The sequence below is a fragment of the Paenibacillus curdlanolyticus YK9 genome (assembly GCF_000179615.1).
Classification (GTDB): Bacteria; Bacillota; Bacilli; order Paenibacillales; family Paenibacillaceae; genus Paenibacillus_T; species Paenibacillus_T curdlanolyticus.
In genome coordinates this window covers 53428-76009 of record NZ_AEDD01000005.1, presented here as the reverse complement: position 1 = coordinate 76009, position 22582 = coordinate 53428, and the positions used below count along the sequence as shown (strand labels likewise).

Sequence of the window (22582 nt, the reverse complement as noted above, 5' to 3'; positions counted from 1 at the left end):
TTCGTATGCAGCCTTTGTGAAGCGAGCTTGCCTTACTCGAACATCTGGACTTCAGCGACGGAGGTCGAGTAAGCCCCGCCGTTAGCGGTAATCACAAGCCGGTATTTACTGTAGTAGGAATTGTTAAGAATCGAGAACGTATACGTAAAATTCGGGGACAGCGTGTACGCTGCGGTGTCCAGCACGGTCCAATTCACGCCATCATTGGAGGCTTGGAAGGTCCAGTTCTTCGGCGTGTTCCCGGCAGCTTGGGACGAGGTTCGGAGCGTATAGGACGTTACTTTCTTCTGGCTGCTGAAAGAGAATCTTAGCTCGCCGTAGGAGCCGCTGGAGGTTGACCAATACGTGCTGTCGTTATGGTCGAATGCTTGATACGCTTCGTGGCCTGCCCATTCGCTGCTTGCGTATGCCGTGCCTAGCGAATTCGTATTGGAAGTCATGAGCGGGATAATGTTGCCGCTGGCGCTCGCAGTAATGACGCTAAGGCTGCTTGCAAGCAGCAGCGCCGCTGTCGCAGAGGCTACTTTTTTACGTAAGATACCGTTTAACTTCTTGTTCATCATCGATCACTCCTTCAGTGGGATGGGATTTCAATAGGGTATCGATCTCATCACCTATCCGGTTGTGCTTCTCTATGGGGAAAGACCCCCTTTTTGAATTTGTGCAAACGTTTGAACCATTTGATTATAGCTAGCCCGGGGTGAAAAGTCTGTCGGTTTGTGTAGGTGGACGGGATGTATAGGTTATGTTCCGGTCCGTGCCCAATATGGCTGTTTTATTAAATAGAAAAACAAAAAACCCTTGATATATCAAGGGTTTCAAGGCTTTGTAATGGCGCGCCCGATACGATTCGAACGTACGACCTGCAGTTTAGGAAACTGTCGCTCTATCCTGCTGAGCTACGGGCGCGCGGTGAAGATTATTTTACCATGGAATATTCGCACGGTGCAACTTCGTTAAGAAGGAGTCGAATGCACTGCCTTATATTGAAGCGGTTAAGGCTGCATGTTCGGCACACCTCCAACGGTAAATGCGGCTTCGGGCAATGCAGTGGAGCTCGATGTGGGCGCATGGTACGACAGCTACGTTGTTAGCAGGGAACTCCATCTATCTGTCCGTTCAGGCGTGCAGGATAGTGGCGGAAATGAAATTCAACTTGGTTACAATAACATTCAATCGCAGAAGCAATAATAATGTCGCAACAAAAGCCTTTCCCGATAAAGTTCAAAGGGAAAGGCTTTTTACATGCATTCATAGGAGAGATTCCCTTTGCGCTCCCTCTTTAACTCTGTTATATTACGAGTATAACAGAAACATCGTCAAGAACGGAGGTGCAGCTATGATTATTCGCATCGATCTCGAATCCGATACCCCGATCTACAACCAGCTTACGAATCAGATCATGGAGGGTATTGCTACAGGGGAGCTGAAGCCCGGTCAGGCATTGCCTTCCGTGCGTGCATTGGCATCGGATCTTGGCATTAATTTGCATACCGTGAATAAAGCGTACTCGATTTTGAAGGATAGCGGTTTTGTCCAGATTCATCGGCAAAAGGGCGCGGTCGTGCAAGCTGGCGGCATGCCGCCGGCAGACTTGGCGTTCGAGGAGCGGCTGGAGCGAGAGCTGAGGCCGATGGCTGCGGAGGCAGTCGGTCGCGGGATGACAGAGGAACGATGGCTGGCGTTATGCCGCCAAGCGTTCGAGCAGTTGCATGCAAGACGTGAAGGGGGGACGATATAAATGAACTCGTTTAACATGTGGTTGACGATGTTGATTCCTTACTTGGTCGTATTGCTGGCGCTAGCTACTGTACCCTTTGTATCGCTCCGCACGCCATTCGGCGTGAGCGTGCCAAGCAAGGAGAGGCAGCACGCAGAAATTTCCCGTATGCGCCGGCAGCATACTCTCTTACTGCTCATTATTGCTGTGGTGATAGCAGGGCTTGTCGGCTTTCTTGATGTGAACGGAGTTGGCCGCATCGCGACATCCGCTGCAGCCAGTGCAGATGAAGCGTCTGCTCCTTTATTAGGCTCAGCGGCTACGCTCGGTCTGCTGCTCGTGGGCTTCGCTTTATTTATCGCTTTTCATCGCCGGATGCTTTCGCTCAAGGAACGGGAAGGCTGGCAGCAGGAGCAGCCGCGGCAAGCGGCGACTATGCTCTCTTTTCGCAACGAACCGAACACGTACGGCATCCTATGGTTTATTCCGTCATTGCTCGTAACGATAATATGTGCTGTTATTGCCATTATGTCGTATGACACGATGCCTGCGATCATTCCGACCAAATTCGATTGGGATGGCACCGTAATCGCCTCCCATGCCAAGTCGTGGGGGATCGTTCTGCAGCTGAATTTCATTCAGCTTGCGATGATTGCGGGCTTGGCATTCACGAATATGGCGATCAGTTCCTCCAGTGTGCGGCTAGATCCGAGCCGTCCCGAGCAATCGGCAGAGGCGGAGCGCAAATATCGCCGAGGCATTTCGCTAATAATGGTTATTCTCTGCTTCTTCATCGTTCTGCTGTTGGGCTGGGTGCAGGCAGTCGCGCTCTATCAAGGCTCGATGGGAGGGGAATCGCTGTTCATTGCGGTTATTCCTATGGTTCTAGTTGGGGTGTCTATTTTCTACATGATGCGCGTGAATAAAGGCCGGGAAGCGTTCGATATTCCTTCGCGGGGCGAGGATCGGCATTGGAAGCTGGGGAGCGTATATTGGAATCCAGATGATCCTGCACTGATGGTCGAGAAGCGAGTCGGGATAGGGTGGACGATCAATGCGGCCAAGCCGCTTGCATGGGTCATTCTGATCGTACCGATTTTACTCGTGGTGGGCATTACATCATTTGCAGACCAGGGCATTTTTGTCCGCAAAACATCCGGTCTAGGCTGGACGCTGGATTTCTCCCATCCTGGCGCATGGTTCGTTCTATTTATCCCAATTGCCGTGATCCTATCAGTGCTGGCATGGGTCAATCATCGCCGTCATTAAATGTAAAAAAACAGGTATTTAGACCTAGATAATTTTGGAGTATGTCGAAAAATATGATGGTAACGTCCAAAATATTCGACAGATTCCAACAGACTCTCACACTGTCATTGCGTATAATAGTGGTTATACCACAAGAGTTTACGTCATGATAGGAGCGAGCCTAGAGCGTGTGTCATGGATAAGAATGAACTGCTCACCCAACTGCAAGCGCTCCGTCAGAAGCTTCATGAGATGGCTGAAGCGCGAGGTAACTTGACAGACCCGGATGTATTGGCGATCAGCGAGGAAGCTGACCGCGTCATAATTGTACTGCAGCAGATGCAAGCGAAGAAGAAAGCTTCAACGTAATACAACTTAGGCTAGTTGCTCGCCGGTTTACGGCGCAGACGGCGGAAGAAGGTTGTTAACAATGAGGCGCATTCCTCTTGCATCACGCCACTCGTGAGCTCCGTTTCGTGATTGAAACGGGGCTCTTGTAGTAGGTTCATTAATGTTCCCGCACACCCCGCCTTAGGATCGTGCGTCCCGTAGACAACACGTTTTACGCGCGATTGCACGATAGCGCCCGCACACATAGGACAGGGCTCCAGCGTTACATACAGCGTGCTGTCCAGCAGCCGCCAAGCTTCTATATGCTTGCTCGCCTCTCGAATTGCGATGATCTCGGCATGTGCCGTTGCATCGTGATCCGTCTCCCGCAGATTGTAGCCTCTTCCGATGACCTCGCCATTACGCACGATAACGGCCCCAATGGGAACTTCTCCGATTGCTTCCGCTTTGCGGGCCTCCTCAATCGCTTCCGCCATCCATCGGCGGTCCTCTTCTCTCTCAAAGCGTTCTTCATTACTCACGATAACCATTCACCTCGCGTCTATTGTATCTTGTTTGGACGCTGTTGACGAGCGTTGGCCGTCTCGCGACAAGCTTAAAGGTTCATCGGCGTTAATCGACGCATCACGGATGTCGAACAACCTCGAATTATGCCGCGAACAAACATTCGTTGTTAACAGCTTGTGTATAGTTATGTGGATATCCCAAATAGTTTTCCACAGTTTTATCAACAGATTATCCATAACTGTGTACAACTAATGTGAACAATGTGCGCAAAATGTGAGCAACGAAAGAATAATACACATGTTATCCACAATATTATTGGGATAACTTTTAGAAGGCTGCGGATTTATACCCAAATGCGAAGACAAGCGCGGGATGAGATGATACTTTTGGATCGCTTTCATTTCATGGTAATTATGGTATGATTCTATTAGAAGAAAATAGCGAAATAGAGCGAAAAACCGTAAAAAAAGGGTGTGACGTATTGTGTCGGTCAAACAGAAGCTGACGCTAGTTATAGCAGGCATTATATTCGTCCTGCTAGCGGCTAATTTGATGCATCAATGGACGATGTCGAATACGATCCTTGAACGGCAAGCCGGACTTTATTTGACAGACGTTACCCACAAGCTGGCGGACGGACGTTCTCTTGCCGAAAGCATGAATGATAGGAGTACCGGAAACGGTTTCGTTGTCGAAGGCGTCATGGAGATGAGCGCATTTAAGATGGTCGATCATCAGCCTCTGTTGAAGTATGGAACATACGAGCTTGGTGACCTGTCCCAAGAACTGGAGTCGATACAGCAAGCCGAGCAAGGTGAGGCTTCAATAAAAGACATTCGGTTAGGTGACGGCATACATGCCTTGATCCGGTATGCAAGGATTGATGATCAGCCTGTTCCGCTTGTGGTTCGTGTTGTGCTAAATCTGGAGTACGTGGATCGGCTTGTGCATCAACAGGTCCGTGAGGAGCTCATCGTGTCAGTGATCCTGCTGGTCGTATTGACGAGCATCGCTTATTGGCTGTTGGGCCGCTTCTTCCGACCGCTGGATACGATTATCTGGAAGGTCCAGAAGGTTGCGCATGGCCAATTCGACGATATGATCAAGGTCAAGAGCCGGGACGAATTTGGCCAGCTTGCCTTGCAGATGAATAATATGTCCAAAAACATTAACATCTATATGGGCAAACTGAAGCATGCGTTCGAGGAGAATCGGTCCATGAAGGACTACCTGGAATCATTCATTAATCATACGACGGATGCGATTCATGTGGTTGATCTGGACGGTCAAATTTCGTCGATTAATCGTGCTTTTACGCAGATGTTCGGGTATGAGGAGCATGAAGCGATCGGGCATAAGCTGTCGCTTGTTCCGCCGCAGTGGATGACCGAGGAGAAGAAAGCAATCGATGCCGTGCTGTCCGGGAAGCTGCAGCCTCCGCTGGAGACGATGCGCGAGACGAAGAGCGGCGAATGGATTTCGGTTAGCGTAACCTCCTCGCCGATTCATGACAGCAACGGAGCCGTTCGAGCAATAGCGAGCATTACCCGCGATATGACGAGCCGCAACAAAATGGAGGAATTGCTGCGCCGCTCCGAGAAGCTGACGACGGTCGGCCAGTTGGCAGCGGGCGTCGCGCATGAAATCCGCAATCCGCTCACGACGCTTCGCGGGTTTCTACAGCTGCAGCAGCAGACGAATAAGCTTAATATTCGCCATGTTGATATGATGCTGGGCGAGCTGGATCGCATTAATTTAATCGTAAGCGAATTTTTGATTTTGGCGAAGCCTCAAGCGACGAAGTATGAGGTGAAGGACGTTCGGTTCGTACTTGGCGACGTGATGTCGTTGCTGGATAGCCAGGCGCATTTGTGCGGCATTGTTTTTGATAGCCACTTCAGCTCGGAGACCTGTTATATCGCTTGCGAAGAGAATCAGCTGAAGCAAGTATTTATTAACCTGTTGAAGAATGCAATGGAAGCGATGCCTAAGGGAGGCGTCATTCATATCTCAATCGAGAAGAGCAAGTGGGGCGAATCGATTATTACGATTACGGACGAAGGCTGCGGCATACCGGATGAGATGATCCCTCAGCTTGGCGACCCGTTCGTTACAGGCAAGGAAGCTGGAACTGGGCTTGGCATAATGGTGAGCCAGCGTATCATTCAAAGCCATCGAGGCACGATGGATATCGTTAGCCAGGTGGATGTGGGAACCTCCGTGACGATTACGCTGCCCGGCAATGTAGCGGAGGAGGAGCTGGCGGAATTGCCAGGCGAACAAGATCCCGTTCACTCCATATTGTAAAGAACGGAAGGAGTCTCGATTGACAGCCCAAAATCAGGTACAATAGACGTTACAGATCGCATCGGCGAATGCGGGTGAAGAAGGATGGGATCGCGACGTGGAACGGCATCTATCGGGATCAGCGCAATCGGCTCCGTCAACTGAATATCGGGCCCTGCTTGCGGGTGCGACGGGACTGGTCGGCAGTTCACTGCTGCGAAAGCTGTTGGCTCATAAGGATTGCCGGACGCTTACGGTTTTGACGCGGCGTCCGTTGGATGGCGCATCGGCGAGAATTGTCACGGCAGCAGGGGCCCATGCGGCAAAGCTGCGTGTTATCGTCGCTGATTTCGACCGTCTGGGCGAAGCGCTGTCCGATGTCGAGGCAGACGTCGTATATTGCGCGCTTGGGACGACGATCCGGAAGGCCAGAACGAAGGAAGCGTTCCGTATGGTAGACTTCGACTATCCGCTAGCTCTTGGGGAGTGGGCGAAACAGCGCCACGCTCGCAAATATGTAGCCGTAACGGCGATGGGCGCCTCGACGACTTCGCCGTTTTTTTACAGCCGGGTGAAGGGGGAGCTGGAGGAGGAACTCGCGGAGCTGAGGCTGCCGGAGCTGCACCTCTTTCGTCCTTCGCTGCTGCTTGGCAAGCGCCAGGAGGTTCGGCTGGCAGAGCTGCTCGGGTCATGGGCGGCTATCGCGATTCGGCCGCTAATGTTAGGCGGGCTTCGCCGATATCGGCCGATTGGCGGCGATATCGTTGCTGAGGCGATGCTGCGGGCAGGTACGCGAAGCATGGCGGAAGGCGTATATGTGTATAACTCCTCCGATACGGCGACACTGGGCACAGGTGATAATGACGATGACAACGAAAGCACGGACAGCGGCATGATGGGGTGAAGACAGGTGAGAATTAATAAATTCATAAGCGAGACAGGCTTCTGCTCGCGACGCGAAGCCGATAAGCTGGTCGACGAAGGGCGCGTAACGATTAACGGTATTGTTGCACAGCTAGGTAGTCAGGCTGAACAGGGCGATGATGTACGCATTAACGGCAAACGAATCGGCGCGTCTAGGCGGCATGTATACATAGCGCTGAACAAGCCGGTTGGCATCACGAGTACGACAGAGTCGCAAATTAAGGGCAATATTGTCGATTTTGTAGGCCATTCTGAACGTATATTCCCGATCGGGCGTCTGGATAAGGATTCAGAGGGCTTGATTCTGATGACGAACGACGGCGATATCGTGAATCGGATTCTGCGGGCTGAAGGCAAGCATGAGAAGGAATATATCGTTACGGTAGATCGTCCGGTCACCCCAATGTTCATTAAAGGGATGAGCGAAGGCGTGCGAATACTTGGCACGATGACGTTGCCTTGCCAGGTTACGCGTATTGCAGAGCGTATATTCAAAATTGTACTGACCGAGGGCAAAAACCGCCAAATTCGCCGAATGTGCGAAGTGTTCGGCTATCGTGTCGTGCGGCTGCGCCGCGTGCGGATTATGAACATCCATCTCGGGGATCTCGCTAACGGGCGTTGGCGCGACCTGCATCAGGACGAGCTCGATGAGCTGTTCCGTACGCTTCGCTATGAGCCGCAAGATGGTTAACGTTAATGAATAAAAAAGGCTGGACCGCCAGAATCGCGTGAAGCGCGATCCCGGTGGTCCAGCCTTTTACGTTGTATAGGTTATGCGGTTATTTTGCAGCTGCGGTTGCCGCTTTGCTCGGATCGATGTATTTGCGCATGAGGGATACTTCGACACGGCGGTTTTTCGAGCGGCCTGCTTCAGTAGCATTCGAGGTTAGCGGGCGGAACTCGCCATAACCGGTTGAACTGATCAGCTTCGGATCGAGCTGTGCGCTCGCGAGCAGAATCTGCATGAAGTTAAGTGCCCGATCGGAGCTTAGATCCCAGTTGTCGCGGAAATCGCTGTTGGAGATCGGTTGATTGTCCGTGTGGCCGGCAACAATAATCTCATAGCCCGGATATTGCTTGAGCATCTTCGCGATGGCTTGGCCCAGCTTGCGGGATTCCGGCTTAACGGCCGAGCTGCCTGACGCGTAGAGCGCATTATCGCTGATCGTGATGAGCAGCTGGGACTGATTGAGCTTCGTATCCAGCTGCGTGGTCAGGCCCATCGATTTAATATATTGATCCAGCTGTTTCTTCAGCTTCTCGAGATCCTCTTGCTCTTTCTTACGGAGCTTCTCAAGATCGTCTTGCTGCTGCTGTTGTTGCGTCTTCGTGACGGTTTGCTGCTTCTGCTCTTGCTTCGACTTTTCTCGTTCTTTCTCGTCATTCAGGTCTTTGCCTGTCTGGACGGAGCGGAAGTTGTCGAGCACGCCGACGCCGCCATCCAGCGCCATATTGAATGCGCGGCTCATCTCATCGAACCTTTTGGCGTCCACAGAGCTCATCGAGAATAAGACGATGAACAGGGCCAGCAACAGGGTCATTAAGTCTGCGTAAGGAATCAGCCAAGATTCGTCAGCATGTTCCTCATGCTCTTCATGTTTACGCCTTCTGCTCAACGTTCCCCTCCTCCTTCGCTAGCATGTTAGCACGCTCCGTAGGCGTCAAGTATACCGACAGCTTTTGGTTGATCGCGATCGTCGATACACCCGTTTGAATCGATAGCAAGCCTTCAACCATCATGAGGCGGATTTCCGTCTCGCGCTTGGACAGGCGTTTCAGCTTATTGGAGATCGGATGCCAGAGCACGTAACCGGTAAAGATACCGAGCAGCGTTGCAATGAAGGCAGCTGCGATAGCATGGGACAGCTTCTCCATGTCGCTCATGTCGGCGAGAGCCGCGATCAGACCGATGACGGCGCCGAGTACCCCGAGTGTAGGGGCGTACATGCCGGCTTGGGAGAAGATTAGTGCCCCCGACTTGTGACGATCTTCTGTTGCCGAGATATCTTCAAGCAGAACGTCGCGGACGAAGTCCTGATCGTTACCATCGATAATCATGCGCATACCGTTGCGAAGGAACGCATCTTCGATTTCATCCACTTTTGCTTCGAGCGCGAGCAGGCCTTCACGACGCGTGATCGTTGCCCATTCCATGAATAAGCGAATCAGGTCTTGGCGAGCGGGTAAATTTTGATTTGAGAAGATGATTTTGATCAATGTCGGGAACTTCTTGATTTCCACCAATGGGAAGCCGACGAATAATGATGCAGCCGTGCCGACTAGAATAATGATGTAAGCTGCCGGGTTATTCACCAGGTTGACAATCGGCGCTCCCTTGAGATACATACCGACTACGATGGCGACTAGCCCAAGTCCAATACCGATTCCAGTTGATTTCTCCATAATACACCCCGTCCAGATAGTAGAAAGTATCGAAGCTTTCCCTAGTTTCCTGTGATGCGCCAGGCGCTCCATTTCTATTTATATCGTCAAAAGAGGGGGCAGAAATTAGAGATTTTAGCCCTTTTTGTCGGGATAGCGTCGAAAAGTATCATCTTTTGTTGAGATTCGAGGCAATATGGCTTGCCAGCGGTGAAAGCGGGCATGATTTGGTGTAAAATGGAGGGACCCCAGCGGCATGCGCGGTGATTGGATGGAAGAGAAATGCGGTGCATCATGGGATACAAGCAGGCATCAGGCGATGCGAAAGGACGGATCACTTATGGGCGTTAAGCACGCACGTGAATATGTTGATATATTGCGGGATTTGACGGAAGCGGTAAGCGCAATTCCGAACAGCTTCACTTTCTTTGAGATGACGAAGGAAGAGTGGGAGGAGCTCGGCGAAGAGGAGCGTGCCGAGGTGATGGAGGCGCTGGCTGACGACGTATTCTACGGGCTCGGCCAGCAGACGGATATTCGCGTAGGAGACGGGGCCGTCGTTTATGCGGCGAAGCATCATGTCATCGAGGTCGTGCAGGGCGACAATGTAACGCAGGTTGTGCGCCTGATCTAGTTCCGTGCAGCAGTTGGGACGCTGCATGCGGAACAGATCGGATTAGATTGAATCGGAACAGATCAGATGGAAAACGGGAATCGGCTAGGCAGCTTGGCATAGCCGTTAGTCTGATCCATCCGTTTCGTATACCATACAATGAAATTCGGCAGGACCAGTCGGCGTCTGGCGGTCATAGGTGTCGGTTACTGTGAAGCCTGCCTTGGCGTAGGCCCGAATCGCGCGCGTGTTCCAGGCAAGCACTTCGAGGTCGATCTCATCGTGGGGCGCGCGCTTGCGCGCCTCTTCTGCTGCGGAGCGAGCGAAGGCAGGACCGAGCCCGAAGCCGCATAGGTCGGGACGCAGTCCGAGGCCGAGCCGAGTGACGCCGAGCAGCGGGAAAAATTGCGCGAAGCCGATCATGCGGCCATGCTCGTCTACGGCAGCGACGTACTGGCTGACGCGAATCGCATCGTCGCCGAACTCCATGCTTTCGGCCAACATGCGGTCCCAATCGGACCAGCCATACAAGTCGAACGGCGCTTCATAACGCCAGCGGCAAAGCTCCTGCGCTTGCTCTCGGCTCATGATATGGAACTGCCAAGCGGCGGGAATCTCGGATTTTGTCGGATCGTGTCCCATGATGATGCTCCTGTCTTTTCCCAGCACTGGGAGATTGGAAATTGTCACGAAACATTCGCACCCATTATAACAAAGCCATAAGCGTCATGATATGATGGGAAGATAGTATGCTTCAACAAGCGAGCAATGAATAAGGAGTCCTTATGCGTAAACTGATTGCCATCGGCTGTTTGTCCTACCTGTTGATCGGGTTGGCGATGGTTCTGACTGGGGCCGTGCTGGAGCCGGTAATTGCCCACTACGGGCTTGATTATAAAATGGGAAGTTTGTGGATTACAGACCAATTCGTCGGTTATATGATCGGTGTATTAGCAGCGCCGCTGTTGACTTCTCGGATCGGCAAGCGCAGCACGCTGGTCATTGCTTTTGGCTGCTTAACCGTGGCGGAGGCTGCTTATAGCATGCTTCTCCCATGGAGCCTGATGCTGATCGTCGCGCCGCTGGCGGGAATCGGCTTCGGTGCTGCGGAAGCTATCGTCGGAGCAACGATCATCGAGCTGAGCGAGGAAAATAAGAAAGCTTCGAATATGGCGATGCTCGAAGTATTTTTCGGCGTAGGCGCCCTTATTATGCCGATTGGCGCGGCTTATTTGATCCATATGGGCGTGTGGCAAGTGACGTTCCCGATTCTGACGGCAATCGCAGGCATTACGATGCTGCTGTGGCTGACGCTCTCGTTCGGCAAGGCGGATGACCAGATTGGCTGGCCATCGCGTATGGAAGCAGCGGCAGAGCAGGGAAGCGGAGCGCCTTCGCATGCGGGCTCGAAGTCGGATAAGCCGGTACGCACACATGGGGAGAAACGTAAATATGACCGTAGCGTGTACCCGTTCTTGTTGTTCGGCATGCTGTTCTTCCTAGCGTATGTAGGGATGGAGATGAGCTTCTCCAATTATTTGCCGTCCTTCCTCATGCAGCGTACGGGGGCTGAAGAGACAAGCGCCGCCTCGATCCTAAGCGTCTTCTGGCTGTTCATGGTCATTGGACGGCTGTTCGTCGGGCGAATCGCGGATCGAATCGGCTTTCCGGTGTATCTGATCCTTGCCGCTGCGAGCACGGTCGTCGTATTGATCGTGTCGGCGCTGACGATGCCATTCAGTTGGCTGGTCATCTGGACTTGCGCAGCGGGGCTGGCGATGTCGGGCATGTTCGCCGTCGGGCTTGTGTACGTGAACAGCCGCACAACGGCGGGAATGACGGAGCGGACGACAAGCCTTATGGTGGCAGCAGGCGGGATCGGCGGCGCCGTATTCCCTCGGATTTCGGGATGGCTGATGGACAGCTACGGCACGACGGCGACGATGTGGTCGATCGCTGGCATGGCGGCGTTCATGGTTGTCGTATTCCTGCTGATGGCGATGGCTGGAAAAGGTTTGAAGGCGAGCTAAGGATCTATAGAAGACCGGTAACTCTCGGGCACGGGAGCTGCCGGTTATTTTTTTGTGGCTCAAATGCCAAGCGTTGGGTGGAGAGGAGCCGATGAATTGTGCGATTTTGGCGTATACTACTCCTTCGTTGGTGATGTTGCTGCATCCGACCCTAGCGTAAGAGAAGTGTGTTAGGATAGGGTGGTTGTTAACTATTCTAGGCACAGACAAGCGGAAGGGGTTAAGATGATGACCAGACTAGTCATCTTGGGTTGTATTGCATTTTTGGTCGTCGGGCTTGGACAACTCGTCGTCGGAACCGTCATGGAGCCGATGGTTCATGCATATGGCGTACAGTATGGGGATGGCGGGCAGCTCGTCATGAACCAGTTTCTCGGAGGCGTGGCAGGGGTACTGCTCGCGCCGTGGCTAATGAGACTGCTGGGCAAAAAGAAGCTGCTGTTAACGGCGCTCGCCTGCATGGTGTTAGCCGAAAGTATTTATGCGTTCCAGCCGCCGTGGCTGATGATGCTCATTACGGGGCCGATCGCGGGCTTCGGCTTCGGTACGACCGAGGCGGTCGTGGCTTCATTCATTATTCTGACTGCAGGCAATAACGCCAACGTGGCGATGAGCAGAGTCGAGGTTTCGTTCGGCGTAGGCGCGCTGCTCATGCCGTTCGCAGGCGCTCCGCTCATATCCAGCGGCAACTGGATGACGGGATTTGCTGTCGTAAGCGTGCTTGCCATCGTTACCCTTATCCTATGGCTGGTATTCTGGCCGCGTGAGCTCGACCAATCCAAGGAAGAGGCGAAGGAAGCTGAGCTCAAGAGCGCGCAGGCACAAGCCAGCATCAGCCGGTCGCGCCGAAATATTATCATGCTCGCCTGCGGACTTTTCATCGCTGTGTATGTCGGGTTCGAAATCAGTCTCGTACACTACTTCCCATCGCTGCTCGTTAACAACGGGCTGAGCGATGCGTCGGCATCGCTGTCGCTTAGCGTGTATTGGGGCGCGATGGTGCTTGGTCGGCTTGTGTCCGGACACATCGCCGATCGTTGGGGCGGCGCGCCATATATGTTGGTTACGTGCTCGGCATCCGCAGTGCTGTTCCTGATCCTTGGCATTACCGAAAGCACCGGAGGTATGTTTGCTCTCGCATTCGGTATGGGACTTGTCATGTCGGGAATGTATTCGATTGCAATTGTCTTCTCCAGCCGGGCTCTGCCGGGCTCGAATGAGAAAACGATCAGCTTCCTGATGATGTTCGGCGGCGTCGGCGGGGCGTTCATGCCGAAGCTGACGGGCTGGTTCATTGACCGCAATGGCGTTGAGGACATGCGATGGCTATTCGTTGTTTTCGCTGTTGCAATGTTGGCCGTCATTGCCTGGGCAATAATCGCTTCGCGTAAGACGCGCAAGCTGGCGGATGCGACGTCTGCGTGATAGCAGCGCTCAGATGCAGGGATCATGCAGAATGGAAGGACGGTCAGACTTTATTGTCTGGCGGTCCTTTTTTGCATCTCTGCCCCTGGAATGTTGTATAATTCTGCTATAAGGACAAGTTTAGAGAGGCGGATGAATGTTATGAAAAATATCGTATCGCTGCAATGGCTGCTTGATCATAAGGAAGATTCTGATGTCGTTATCGTCGACTGCCGATTCCAGCTGGGCAAGCCGGATGCAGGCCGCGAAGCCTATGAAGCATCGCATATTGCAGGGGCTGTTTATCTAGATCTGGAAAAGGATCTATCCTCGCCGATCGAAGAGAATGGCGGACGCCATCCGCTGCCGGACATCGCACAGCTGACGGGAACTTTGGGCCGTGTCGGCATCAGCAATACAACGCGTGTTGTCGCGTATGATGACCAAGGCGGAGCGATGGCATCGCGCTTGTGGTGGCTGTTGAAATACCTCGGACACGAGGAAGTATACGTTTTAGACGAAGGCTTCGCAGCATGGGAAAAGGCAGGCTATCCGGTATCGAACGAGCCTTCGGTGAGCATTCAATCGCCTTTCTACGCGACCGTTCAGCACAGCATGCTCGTTGAAGTCGACGAAGTGCGCGAGAACCTCGGCAATGAGAGCATCACGCTGATCGATTCCCGCGAAGCGCCTCGTTATCGCGGCGAGGTTGAGCCCATCGACCGCGTGGCAGGCCACATCCCCGGCGCGATAAACCGCTTCTGGGCCGAAGGCCGCGGCGCGGACGGTAAGTGGAAGAGTGTGGAGGAGCAGGCGGCAAGATTTGAAGGGTTGGATCGTGCGAAGCAGACGATCGTGTATTGTGGGTCAGGCGTGACGGCTTGCCCGAACGTGCTGGCGCTGCAGGAAGCGGGCTTTGAGAAGGTGCGGTTGTATGCGGGGAGCTGGAGCGATTGGATTAGTTATGGGGAGAATCCGATTGCGGTGAAGGACGAGTAAGAGATAAGGGTTCAAAAAATGTAAAGTTTGAATACATCGTCATGAAGGTGCTAGCATTGGACGATGTATTTTTATACCAAGAAGCCAATGCGGATTTACAATTGGCTTCTTTTATTAGCATGTTGATTGAAAATCAACCTCACGGATTTTTGTCAATGATGTAAATGTTATTAGTAATTGTAGGGCCTAAAAGGAAATGATAGTATAGTAATAGTGACATTTTCCATATAGGAGAACTTAATGATGCAAATAAATATTCGAGATTTTATGATTCAATCGTCTGGGGAATTATCTGAAAATGCAATAGTTGCATTCAATGAGAACTCTGCAATATTTTCAGAAATGATGTTAGCATTAGAAATGCTTAATCATTGGGAAATGGGTTTAAATAATCTAGATCAAAATGTTGTCTTAAAAGAAGTATGCTATGATATGCTTTCATCTTTATATATATCTGCTCAGGGAATGTATAGAAATGCGTATATATGTCTACGAAGTGCCTTAGAGCTTGGTCTAAGTTTCATTTATTTTGTTGATAGTAATTATGAGTATTTATTATGGAAGGTGAATGACTACGATATAAAGTGGTCGACACTTAAGGATGAGAACACTGGTGTGCTGTCAAGGAAATATTTATCCCTATTTTTAAGAGATTATGATGTACAAGAGTTTATTGAAAATGTTAAAGATACATATAGAATGTGTTCTGAATATGTACACGGTAAATTTCAATATATGCATACCACGGAAGGGGAAAAGATATTACATCAACAAGATAAATTTGTTGCCTGGTCAAGTGTGTTTATGCAGGTCGCTAAATTAGTGAATATTATATTAGTTATAAGATTTCAAGATGTTGCAAATAACTTTAGTGAGGATAAAAAATTAAGTTTAAAGGAAATGCTTGTTGATTATCATCTTGGAGGTATATTGAACTAATGTCTAATTATAATTATGACGAAGAGTTTATATTTCGAACTGAAGATATAAAACCAAAAGATCTAACAAACATCTTTGTTGAAACCAAGATGGACAGGGATAATCTTAATTATCTCAAAGGAAAATCACCTGTGTTGCTAGAAGGCAGTCGTGGAACGGGTAAAACAATGCTTTTAAGAGTTGCTGAAAAAGAGTTAGATGATGATTTTAATTCTAAGAGAGAGCTCGCAGTGTTTGTAAGCTTTAGCAAAGCAATTTTTGTAGATGCCACTAATGAAATAACCCATTTTAGAAACTGGATGTTTTCAAAGATATTATTTGCATTAAAAAGAAAATTAGAAAAAAAGGGAGTTGCATTAACTAATTCAGGGATAATAGGTAAATACTTTAATTTTATTGAGGACAAAGATGAGATAATAAAAAAACTTGATGAATTTATATATATACTAGAGAACTCTTGGCATAGTAAATCAAAAGGTGAATTTGACCAAATTGGAACTTTATTTGGTGTGGACCCTAGTAGAGTGGGGGTTCTAAAAGAAACAGATTACTTTAAAGCGCTTGTAGAAGATATTTGTGAGGCCTGTGAAATTAACCGAATTGTATTACTTTTTGATGAGGCGTGTCATAATTTAATTCCTCTTCAACAACGAGAGTTTTTTACAATGTTTAGGGATTTAAGATGTCCGTATATCAGTTGCAAGGCAGCAGTTTATCCTGGAATAACATCATATGGAACCTTTCAATCTTTTCATGATGCAATCGTTCAAAAAGTAGAAAGGGATATTACAAGTGAAGATTACCTCGTTAAAATGAGGGAAATTGTAAAAAACCAGGTGGATCATAAAGTATATAAAATATTTGAGCAAAGTGGAGAGAATTTTAATTCGTTGATCTATGCAGCTTCTGGAAATCCAAGATTATTGTTGAAAAGTCTCTTTATTGCAAGTGAGGACTTAAAAAGTCTTAAAACTAATACGGTTAATTCTACAATTAAAAATTTTTATAGGACTAATATTTGGAATGAGCATACAAAGCTTGGAGAAACATATAACGGACACAAAAAACTAATTGATTGGGGTAGATGGTTTGTTGAGAACAAAGTACTTGCAGAGACTTTAATTAAGAATGATAAGAGAGTCGTAGAAGAAAAAAATCAACAAACCATTTATTTTGCAATCCATAGGGACGCGCCGGAAGTTATAAAACAAGCGGTTAGAATTCTTCAGTACTCCGGAATAGTATCATTGCATACGGAAGGTACAAAAGTGCGAACCGAGGTTTATGATAGATACCAAATTAACTTTGGCGTTGTGTTAGCATCCGAATCAAAAAGTACACCAATAAATAGATATAAAGAAATAATAACCGGACTATCAGTGAAGTTATATACGGAATACGGGATTAATTCTCCTGCATATGAGAATACTGAGTCTTTAAGAGATATTAGTACTGAGTTTGACTCGGCAGCTGTATTAAAAAGTCTTTTGAGTGCATCTATAGATAATTTGGATATTACAAATTTCCAGTGTCAGACACTTAAAGATGCTGGATTTAATACTCTTGAAGATGTCCTGAATGCAGAAGAGAAGGATCTTCAAAGGGCATATTTAATTGGTCCGGTCAAGTCTAGAAAAATATTTAATACTGCTTTTAATGCAACAATTGAATATATTTCAGGATAACCTATAGGAAGGTTGGACTTAATTATTCATATTTGTTTTGGTGTTAAAATAGTTAAGGGAAACCGTACGAAACCGTACTATAAGTTGTTTTATCTTTAACTGGAGCGATTGGATTTCTCATGAGGAGAATCCGATTGTGACAGGAGAAGAGTAAGCGCTGAAGGCATATCATTATCAGGCTTGGAGTACATCATTCAAGAGACGATGTACTTTTTGCTTTGTACCTAGATTCGCACTACTACAGCATCACATCACTTGCCCCTTTAACAACTCATGCAGCATCTGAATACGGGAAAATAAATACATTAAAATTCTGTTGTTAGAGAGACTGCTGATATACCAACGGTTCCCCGGTGCAAATAAATAACGGCTGGGCACCCCGGCTGGTCCCCACCGCGTCCAAATGGATTTATTTTCGCGGTGAGACAACAGGTTTTTTGCTTGCTCTGGGTGTGGAACCCATCGAAATCTTAAAATTCAATGTTGATGGAGCGATTGATGCTGACTATCTTGGAAATACTGCGGATATTGGTTTCTCCTTTAAATGGAGAGAGGGTGTGGACGTTAGAAGTCGATTTTATTCTTTTGAGAATTCAGACGTGACGCAATATGCTCAAATATTCAAAGTGGCACTCACAGTTACTTTCGATACCTTTGCTCCCCGAAGATCGGATAGGCAACCAAGGTGAGTTGCTTGGAAAGCCGGAGAAGCTGAGTACTGGCTTGCCGACTACTATCTGTAAGTAAAGGAGATGTGGAGCACCTAGTAAAAACTGCATATCTCATAAGGAGCTGCACCAAACTCAAGTGGCTTCTGTAAACCGAATCAATTGATAAAAACACCCCACCCCACCCATCTGAGCCTCAATAATCTTATCCAAATAACCCCTAACATTCTGAGCCACCCTCAAAACCCCCTGAAGATCCGTATGGTCAACAGCAGCAATAGCTTGTTTAAAACCTACGGTATCCTCTGAATACACAGAGCTTTGCAGCGCTTGAATCAACCGGATCTTAAGCAAATGGGCTCCGTTATATTGACGATATCGATTGTCAGGATCGCGATCTGCCGTTACATATCCTGCTTGCTCCCAGTAGCGAATCGCCGACTTGGGAACCTGCGTCAATGTGGATGCTTCGTTGATGGTGAATGGCCCCTCGGCATGCGGAGACGCACTTCCGCTCGCGTATATCCGGATATCCTGGATTAACCTCTCTAACGTCACTTTTTTCTCGTACAAAGCGACTTCCTTTTCCCTGATGATCCACATTGCAACTTGCGGCTTGTCCTGTTGGACACAACGCAGCACCTCAGTTGTTACCTCCATTCCGAATGCCGGGGCCATGGCCTGGATACACGATAGATAGGCTGCGTGCTGGTCCGTATAAATACGGTAGCCATTTGCTGACCGTTCAACGGGAGGTATTAGACCTTTAGCTTCGTAATTTCTTATCGTACTGGCGCTAATTCTGAATTTAGCAGCCATTTTTTTGGGGTTCGTCAACTCGTTATCGCTCCTCATGACAATAGATAAAGGTTGAACTCAATTATAAGCTTTTCTGTATAAATAACTGATATTCCTTTTAAATCTTCACTTAACCTTCCAATTGGCTTGCAAGTTGTACAATGAATTTAAATAAAGTTAAGGAGGCGTTTGTTAATGGAGAAAGGATTCCCGGTTTTCCGACAAGACATGGTGATCGAAGAGATTAGTGAGGTGGCCAATCGTTACATCGAGTCGGAGTGGAGGTCCCTGTACGAATCCATGCATGAACAATTGACGGCTGCTTTCGCTGAGATTGAAGATGCGGCCTATGGCCTTTATTTAGATCGGCTTATGCCGATTATATTCGAACAGCTGGAGGATGCCGGCTTCAGCACGATGGAGAAGCTCGAAGAGAATGATTTTGTGATCGCCAAGCGCTTGATTTTCCGAAACTCTCTTGAAAAATGGGGTGCGGAAGACAACCGGTCGAGAATATTCTGGAACGTCATCCATAACAAGCAAGGCAACCCGATCGGCACCCTGCTCACGGAAATTCCCCACTCCCATCTGAAATTCGACATCCCTTCGGCACCGGTGATTTACGCACTGCAGGAGACGGTCAAGGAGCGAATCGTGCTGGGTCTCAGAAGCATGAAGGAATCCGGCTAAGCTTATGAATATAAGTGAGAACAGCTAAGACCTCATTGAACAATATATAAGATTCAGCTTCAAGGGAAGTCTGTATTTGCGATTCAAGAAGGCAAAATATCGATAATTGAGGATTACAGTTAAGTAATGCTGAAAGCAGACTTTCTCGAAAAAACATCACTAGGTCGTCTATACGCCCTATGATGTTTTTTAACTCGAAGGCTCTATTCTGGGGGGGCAGCAGAAGTAACAGCATCAATAGTCATGATGGCAGGTAGAACTGAGTGTATACGCCAAAGTGACCACAAGTGAGGCCAATGTTTGCATCCACTAAGAAAATACAGAGCAGGGCAAGGCTGAACGCCTTTACCCTGCTCTGTATTTTCGGGACGGAGTCAACTATTATATAGTCAAGGAAAGTTTTAATGCGAGACCTTGAAGTTCATCATTCCGTGTCCAAGGACAGAAGCGACACGAGAGGCTAGTAAGGCGAGCCCTTCTGTTGCTTGCGCAGCCGATATATCACCAATGTCGTGTATTTGTTTCCAACCGAACGCCTGTTTAAGCAGGGCAGAAACTGCTTGTTTGGCAGTGCCATCGTTTCCGCACATAAATAGATCATGATCCCCACCAGCTATCCTATTGGGATTCACCATCACTCCGGCGGCAATATGATTCATTGCTTTGACCACTTTAGCGTCAGGAAATGTTGATTGAATGCGTTCCCCTAACGATTCTCCTGTTGACGTAAACAGCCGCATTCGACCTTCGCTGAAATCAATTGGCAGTGACACATCCAAGAGGATTTTTCCGTGCAGATTTTCTTCTCCAGCCTGCTTGAGCGCCTCAATCGCCTCACGGCCAGTTACCGCGTGAATGAGAAAATCGCCAAAAGCAGCTGCCTCACTAAGTGTTCCAAGGAAAATTGTTTTTTTGTCCGCTTGCTCTACTTGAACCCAATCCGTAAGCTTCTCTGGTCGCCGGGATCCAAGCATAATGGAATAGCCCTGACTAGCCAATGCAGATCCTAACGTTTTGCCGGCGTTGCCGGCCCCAATAATTCCAATCTTCATTTGCATTCTTCGCCTCCTAGGGTAGTTTGTGAAACCCTTGGAAACAGCATAAGTCAGATACTGTTCTCTCGAAAAGAACGCAAATTTTTTTGCCATACGCTACTTTTCTAGTTCAACTTACGTTTTGTAAGGAGGGATTGTCATGAATGAGCTTAGTGAGCAGCCTTGCTACTCAGCAATTGTAGCAGCAATTGAAGTTATTAGTGGTAAGTGGTCGTATTCCGTGATTTCTCAGCTATGCCAAGGGGCGCAACGGTTCAATCAACTTCATCGTAGTTTAGCCGGCATTAGCATCAAGTCGCTTACTGACACGCTTCGTCATTTAGAGCAACGCGGCATCATTGCTCGCAAAGTGTTTCCAACCGTACCGGTAACGGTCGAATATTCACTAACTGAGAGTGGAATGGCGTATAGCGAGGTGCTTGTACGGATGCGTGAATGGGGAATCAATTGGGGAGTGAAATCTCTCTGATTTGTCCCATTAATAATTCGGGCAGCAATAAGGGCCGGGTAAGCTCAATCTACGTGAACCCCCGACCCTCAATTATTATTCAACTTCCAAAACTAAGGCATGTTCAAAATCAACTTAACGCCCTCGGTCTTCAGCTTATCCACACGAATAACCCAGTCCTTAATTGCCTCGTATTTCTCTTCAGAGATGCCAAACAGTCGTTTCATCTCCATAATGAGCTCTTTCTCGTCGTCATTGTAATCGCCGTCGGCATAGCACAGCAGCAAAGTTTCTACTATGAAAATATGCTGCACATGCTCATCCTGCACACAGCCGAGAATATCCCTAAGCGAGCGCGATGTCGCCGCAGCAGCCGCAGGCAATCCCAGCTCCGCCGCAATCATGCGCAGCCCGCCTCTCTCTTTGAGGTTAACGAAGCCATCGGCGTTCGCTACGATATTCGCCAGCTCCAAGAAAGCTTTTTTATGCTCGTTTTGTTGCAAAAAGTGTAAAAACACGCTGCCAGCTCCCTTATCGGTTAAAGTTGTCGATTTTTCTTAGTCAAATTGTACAATTAGTGAATGAAGGTAGCAATTGCGAATATCGGCAGGTTTCGTTATAAACCATAAGTAAACGGAGGCAAGGATTTTTCGAAATTCATTTTTGGAGGAGGGGCAAATGGAAAATCGCAACCGCCAATCTACCAATAAAGATGGTTTCAGCGTGGAGTATAGCATCGTAGGAGAGGGGGAGCCGGTCCTAGTCCTGCACGGGGGCCATTCAAACTGCGATGAAGAGCTTGGTTACAACGAGCTCATAGCACACGGTTACGCTGTCATTACTCCTTCGAGACCGGGTTATGGCAGAACGTCCAAGGAACTTGGCAGAACAATTATGACTGCTTGCGATGCCTATATTGAGCTGCTGGATGCGCTGCACATTGCTCAGGTGCACGTCATTGCGATTTCCGCTGGAGGCCCAAGCGGTATTCATCTTGCCTCAAGATATCCAACTCGGGTGAAGAGTCTGGTTTTGCAATCGGCTGTGGCCCAATGCTGGTTGACTCCCGACGACCAATTGTATAAATTTTCACAAATTATGTTTCGACCATCCATTGAAAGGTATGTGTGGGGAGTCATTCGAGTCGTGAACAGGTTATTTCCGTCGTTTTTGTTCAAGACTATGATTGCTTCTTTAAGCAAGTTGCCGAAGGAGAAGGTATTGCCGCAAATCAGTAGCGATGATCGTAGGCAATTTAGGAGAATGTTAAACCGACAGAGATCGGGACATGGATTTCTGATGGACTTGGCGCAGACGGGTCATGATTTAACGTCTGTACTCGTTTCCATTCATTGTCCCACCCTGATCCTGCACAGCATTCACGATGCGGCCGTACCGTTGGAACACGCTCGAAATGCGCATCAACAAATTAACGATTCTCAGCTATGGGAGTTGGATTCATGGGGCCATTTGATTTGGCTCGGAACGGGTGCCGACGGTATGTACGAGAGGCTGTTTACCTTTCTTAAAAGCATGGGCTCTGATGCAGCTACGAATAGGTCCACGAATGACTGCGAGAGCTGACAGCTCGAGTGCATTCCTTTCCACGGACGCTAATGGCGGATTTGCTATATTGTGGACCATGATCGTCAAGACGAAACTGTACATTATCGCTAACCGGTTGTAAGTCGGCCTAGATTGATGGAACTGCTGGATGAAGGAAACAACGCCAAGCTGACAATTACAATAACGAGCCAATAATCGAGCAACGGTTGGAACAAGTGAACTTCGTCTAGAACGATACGATTATAAATAATTGCAATGTGGTCTTC

Annotated in this window: 24 protein-coding genes and 1 tRNA gene; 16 read left to right on the top strand and 9 right to left on the bottom strand. The window is 48.8% G+C overall.

Features of this window, described 5'->3' with window-relative positions:
- Positions 1–32: 32 nt before the first annotated feature.
- On the bottom strand, positions 33–563 hold the full coding sequence (locus PAECUDRAFT_RS10520) for a discoidin domain-containing protein (protein ID WP_006038080.1): 531 nt from the start codon (positions 561–563) through the stop codon (positions 33–35).
- 269 nt (positions 564–832) lie between these two features.
- A tRNA-Arg gene (locus PAECUDRAFT_RS10515) sits at positions 833–909 on the bottom strand.
- A 96-nt stretch (positions 910–1005) separates the two neighbouring features.
- Here PAECUDRAFT_RS10515 and PAECUDRAFT_RS10510 point away from each other — a divergent pair.
- The 4 genes from PAECUDRAFT_RS10510 (at position 1006) to PAECUDRAFT_RS10495 (ending at position 3337) form a co-directional block, all read left to right on the top strand.
- Positions 1006–1191: a hypothetical protein gene (locus PAECUDRAFT_RS10510; RefSeq protein WP_040712135.1), complete on the top strand. Its 186-nt coding sequence runs from the start codon at positions 1006–1008 to the stop codon at positions 1189–1191.
- 148 nt (positions 1192–1339) lie between these two features.
- Positions 1340–1741 (top strand): GntR family transcriptional regulator, encoded by a 402-nt coding sequence (locus tag PAECUDRAFT_RS10505; protein WP_006038079.1) that lies wholly within the window; start codon positions 1340–1342, stop codon positions 1739–1741.
- Positions 1742–2989 carry a DUF1648 domain-containing protein gene (locus PAECUDRAFT_RS10500; protein WP_006038078.1) on the top strand — a complete coding sequence of 416 codons (1248 nt, stop codon included), beginning with the start codon at positions 1742–1744 and terminating at the stop codon, positions 2987–2989.
- A 174-nt stretch (positions 2990–3163) separates the two neighbouring features.
- Positions 3164–3337, top strand: coding sequence for a Spo0E family sporulation regulatory protein-aspartic acid phosphatase (locus tag PAECUDRAFT_RS10495; protein ID WP_006038077.1), 174 nt, complete (start codon positions 3164–3166; stop codon positions 3335–3337).
- 11 nt (positions 3338–3348) lie between these two features.
- Here the strand turns inward: PAECUDRAFT_RS10495 and tadA are convergent, their stop codons facing one another.
- Positions 3349–3840 carry a tRNA adenosine(34) deaminase TadA gene (gene tadA, locus PAECUDRAFT_RS10490; RefSeq protein WP_267879179.1) on the bottom strand — a complete coding sequence of 164 codons (492 nt, stop codon included), beginning with the start codon at positions 3838–3840 and terminating at the stop codon, positions 3349–3351.
- Positions 3841–4309: 469 nt separating this feature from the next.
- Here tadA and PAECUDRAFT_RS10485 point away from each other — a divergent pair, with 469 nt between their 5' ends.
- The 3 genes from PAECUDRAFT_RS10485 (at position 4310) to rluF (ending at position 7730) form a co-directional block, all read left to right on the top strand.
- Entirely contained in the window at positions 4310–6133 is a 1824-nt protein-coding gene (locus PAECUDRAFT_RS10485) for an ATP-binding protein (protein ID WP_006038075.1), read from the top strand.
- Between the two features lie 97 nt (positions 6134–6230).
- On the top strand, positions 6231–7016 hold the full coding sequence (locus PAECUDRAFT_RS10480; RefSeq protein ID WP_006038074.1) for an NAD-dependent epimerase/dehydratase family protein: 786 nt from the start codon (positions 6231–6233) through the stop codon (positions 7014–7016).
- 6 nt (positions 7017–7022) lie between these two features.
- Positions 7023–7730 carry a 23S rRNA pseudouridine(2604) synthase RluF gene (gene rluF, locus PAECUDRAFT_RS10475; RefSeq protein WP_006038073.1) on the top strand — a complete coding sequence of 236 codons (708 nt, stop codon included), beginning with the start codon at positions 7023–7025 and terminating at the stop codon, positions 7728–7730.
- Between the two features lie 88 nt (positions 7731–7818).
- Here rluF and PAECUDRAFT_RS10470 read toward each other — a convergent pair whose 3' ends face one another.
- Both PAECUDRAFT_RS10470 and motA read right to left on the bottom strand, forming a co-directional pair.
- On the bottom strand, positions 7819–8655 hold the full coding sequence (locus PAECUDRAFT_RS10470) for a flagellar motor protein MotB (protein ID WP_006038072.1): 837 nt from the start codon (positions 8653–8655) through the stop codon (positions 7819–7821).
- On the bottom strand, positions 8639–9442 hold the full coding sequence (gene motA, locus PAECUDRAFT_RS10465; protein WP_006038071.1) for a flagellar motor stator protein MotA: 804 nt from the start codon (positions 9440–9442) through the stop codon (positions 8639–8641). The genes PAECUDRAFT_RS10470 and motA overlap by 17 nt, the downstream gene beginning before the upstream one ends.
- A 319-nt stretch (positions 9443–9761) precedes the next feature.
- Here motA and PAECUDRAFT_RS10460 point away from each other — a divergent pair, with 319 nt between their 5' ends.
- Entirely contained in the window at positions 9762–10055 is a 294-nt protein-coding gene (locus tag PAECUDRAFT_RS10460) for a hypothetical protein (protein WP_040712247.1), read from the top strand.
- Positions 10056–10160: 105 nt separating this feature from the next.
- Here PAECUDRAFT_RS10460 and PAECUDRAFT_RS10455 read toward each other — a convergent pair whose 3' ends face one another.
- Positions 10161–10676 carry a GNAT family N-acetyltransferase gene (locus tag PAECUDRAFT_RS10455; RefSeq protein WP_006038069.1) on the bottom strand — a complete coding sequence of 172 codons (516 nt, stop codon included), beginning with the start codon at positions 10674–10676 and terminating at the stop codon, positions 10161–10163.
- Positions 10677–10819: 143 nt separating this feature from the next.
- On the opposite strand from PAECUDRAFT_RS10455, the gene PAECUDRAFT_RS10450 reads away from it, so the two are divergent.
- The 5 genes from PAECUDRAFT_RS10450 to PAECUDRAFT_RS10430 all read left to right on the top strand — a co-directional run bounded on the left by PAECUDRAFT_RS10450 (position 10820) and on the right by PAECUDRAFT_RS10430 (position 17091).
- Positions 10820–12064: an MFS transporter gene (locus PAECUDRAFT_RS10450; protein ID WP_006038068.1), complete on the top strand. Its 1245-nt coding sequence runs from the start codon at positions 10820–10822 to the stop codon at positions 12062–12064.
- 225 nt (positions 12065–12289) lie between these two features.
- Positions 12290–13489 carry an MFS transporter gene (locus PAECUDRAFT_RS10445; protein WP_006038067.1) on the top strand — a complete coding sequence of 400 codons (1200 nt, stop codon included), beginning with the start codon at positions 12290–12292 and terminating at the stop codon, positions 13487–13489.
- 141 nt (positions 13490–13630) lie between these two features.
- On the top strand, positions 13631–14467 hold the full coding sequence (locus tag PAECUDRAFT_RS10440; protein WP_006038066.1) for a sulfurtransferase: 837 nt from the start codon (positions 13631–13633) through the stop codon (positions 14465–14467).
- 240 nt (positions 14468–14707) lie between these two features.
- On the top strand, positions 14708–15406 hold the full coding sequence (locus PAECUDRAFT_RS10435; RefSeq protein WP_006038065.1) for a hypothetical protein: 699 nt from the start codon (positions 14708–14710) through the stop codon (positions 15404–15406).
- A complete protein-coding gene (locus PAECUDRAFT_RS10430; RefSeq protein WP_006038064.1) occupies positions 15406–17091 on the top strand; it encodes an ORC-CDC6 family AAA ATPase in 1686 nt (561 codons plus the stop codon). Before PAECUDRAFT_RS10435 ends, PAECUDRAFT_RS10430 begins: the two co-directional genes overlap by 1 nt.
- 803 nt (positions 17092–17894) lie before the next feature.
- Here PAECUDRAFT_RS10430 and PAECUDRAFT_RS10420 read toward each other — a convergent pair.
- The gene (locus PAECUDRAFT_RS10420; protein WP_006038062.1) at positions 17895–18596 is read right to left on the bottom strand and encodes a MerR family DNA-binding transcriptional regulator; all 702 of its coding nucleotides are present in this window, start codon (positions 18594–18596) and stop codon (positions 17895–17897) included.
- A 156-nt stretch (positions 18597–18752) separates the two neighbouring features.
- Here PAECUDRAFT_RS10420 and PAECUDRAFT_RS10415 point away from each other — a divergent pair, with 156 nt between their 5' ends.
- The gene (locus tag PAECUDRAFT_RS10415) at positions 18753–19247 is read left to right on the top strand and encodes a DUF6022 family protein (protein ID WP_006038061.1); all 495 of its coding nucleotides are present in this window, start codon (positions 18753–18755) and stop codon (positions 19245–19247) included.
- Positions 19248–19648: 401 nt separating this feature from the next.
- Here the strand turns inward: PAECUDRAFT_RS10415 and PAECUDRAFT_RS10410 are convergent, their stop codons facing one another.
- Complete coding sequence (locus PAECUDRAFT_RS10410) at positions 19649–20305, bottom strand: NADPH-dependent F420 reductase (RefSeq protein WP_006038060.1); 657 nt, start codon at positions 20303–20305, stop codon at positions 19649–19651.
- Positions 20306–20441: 136 nt separating this feature from the next.
- Here PAECUDRAFT_RS10410 and PAECUDRAFT_RS10405 point away from each other — a divergent pair, with 136 nt between their 5' ends.
- Positions 20442–20771, top strand: coding sequence for a winged helix-turn-helix transcriptional regulator (locus PAECUDRAFT_RS10405; protein WP_006038059.1), 330 nt, complete (start codon positions 20442–20444; stop codon positions 20769–20771).
- Between the two features lie 92 nt (positions 20772–20863).
- Here PAECUDRAFT_RS10405 and PAECUDRAFT_RS10400 read toward each other — a convergent pair whose 3' ends face one another.
- Positions 20864–21268 (bottom strand): tellurite resistance TerB family protein, encoded by a 405-nt coding sequence (locus tag PAECUDRAFT_RS10400; RefSeq protein WP_006038058.1) that lies wholly within the window; start codon positions 21266–21268, stop codon positions 20864–20866.
- Between the two features lie 160 nt (positions 21269–21428).
- On the opposite strand from PAECUDRAFT_RS10400, the gene PAECUDRAFT_RS10395 reads away from it, so the two are divergent.
- Positions 21429–22334: an alpha/beta fold hydrolase gene (locus PAECUDRAFT_RS10395; protein ID WP_006038057.1), complete on the top strand. Its 906-nt coding sequence runs from the start codon at positions 21429–21431 to the stop codon at positions 22332–22334.
- The last annotated feature ends 248 nt before the right edge of the window (positions 22335–22582 follow it).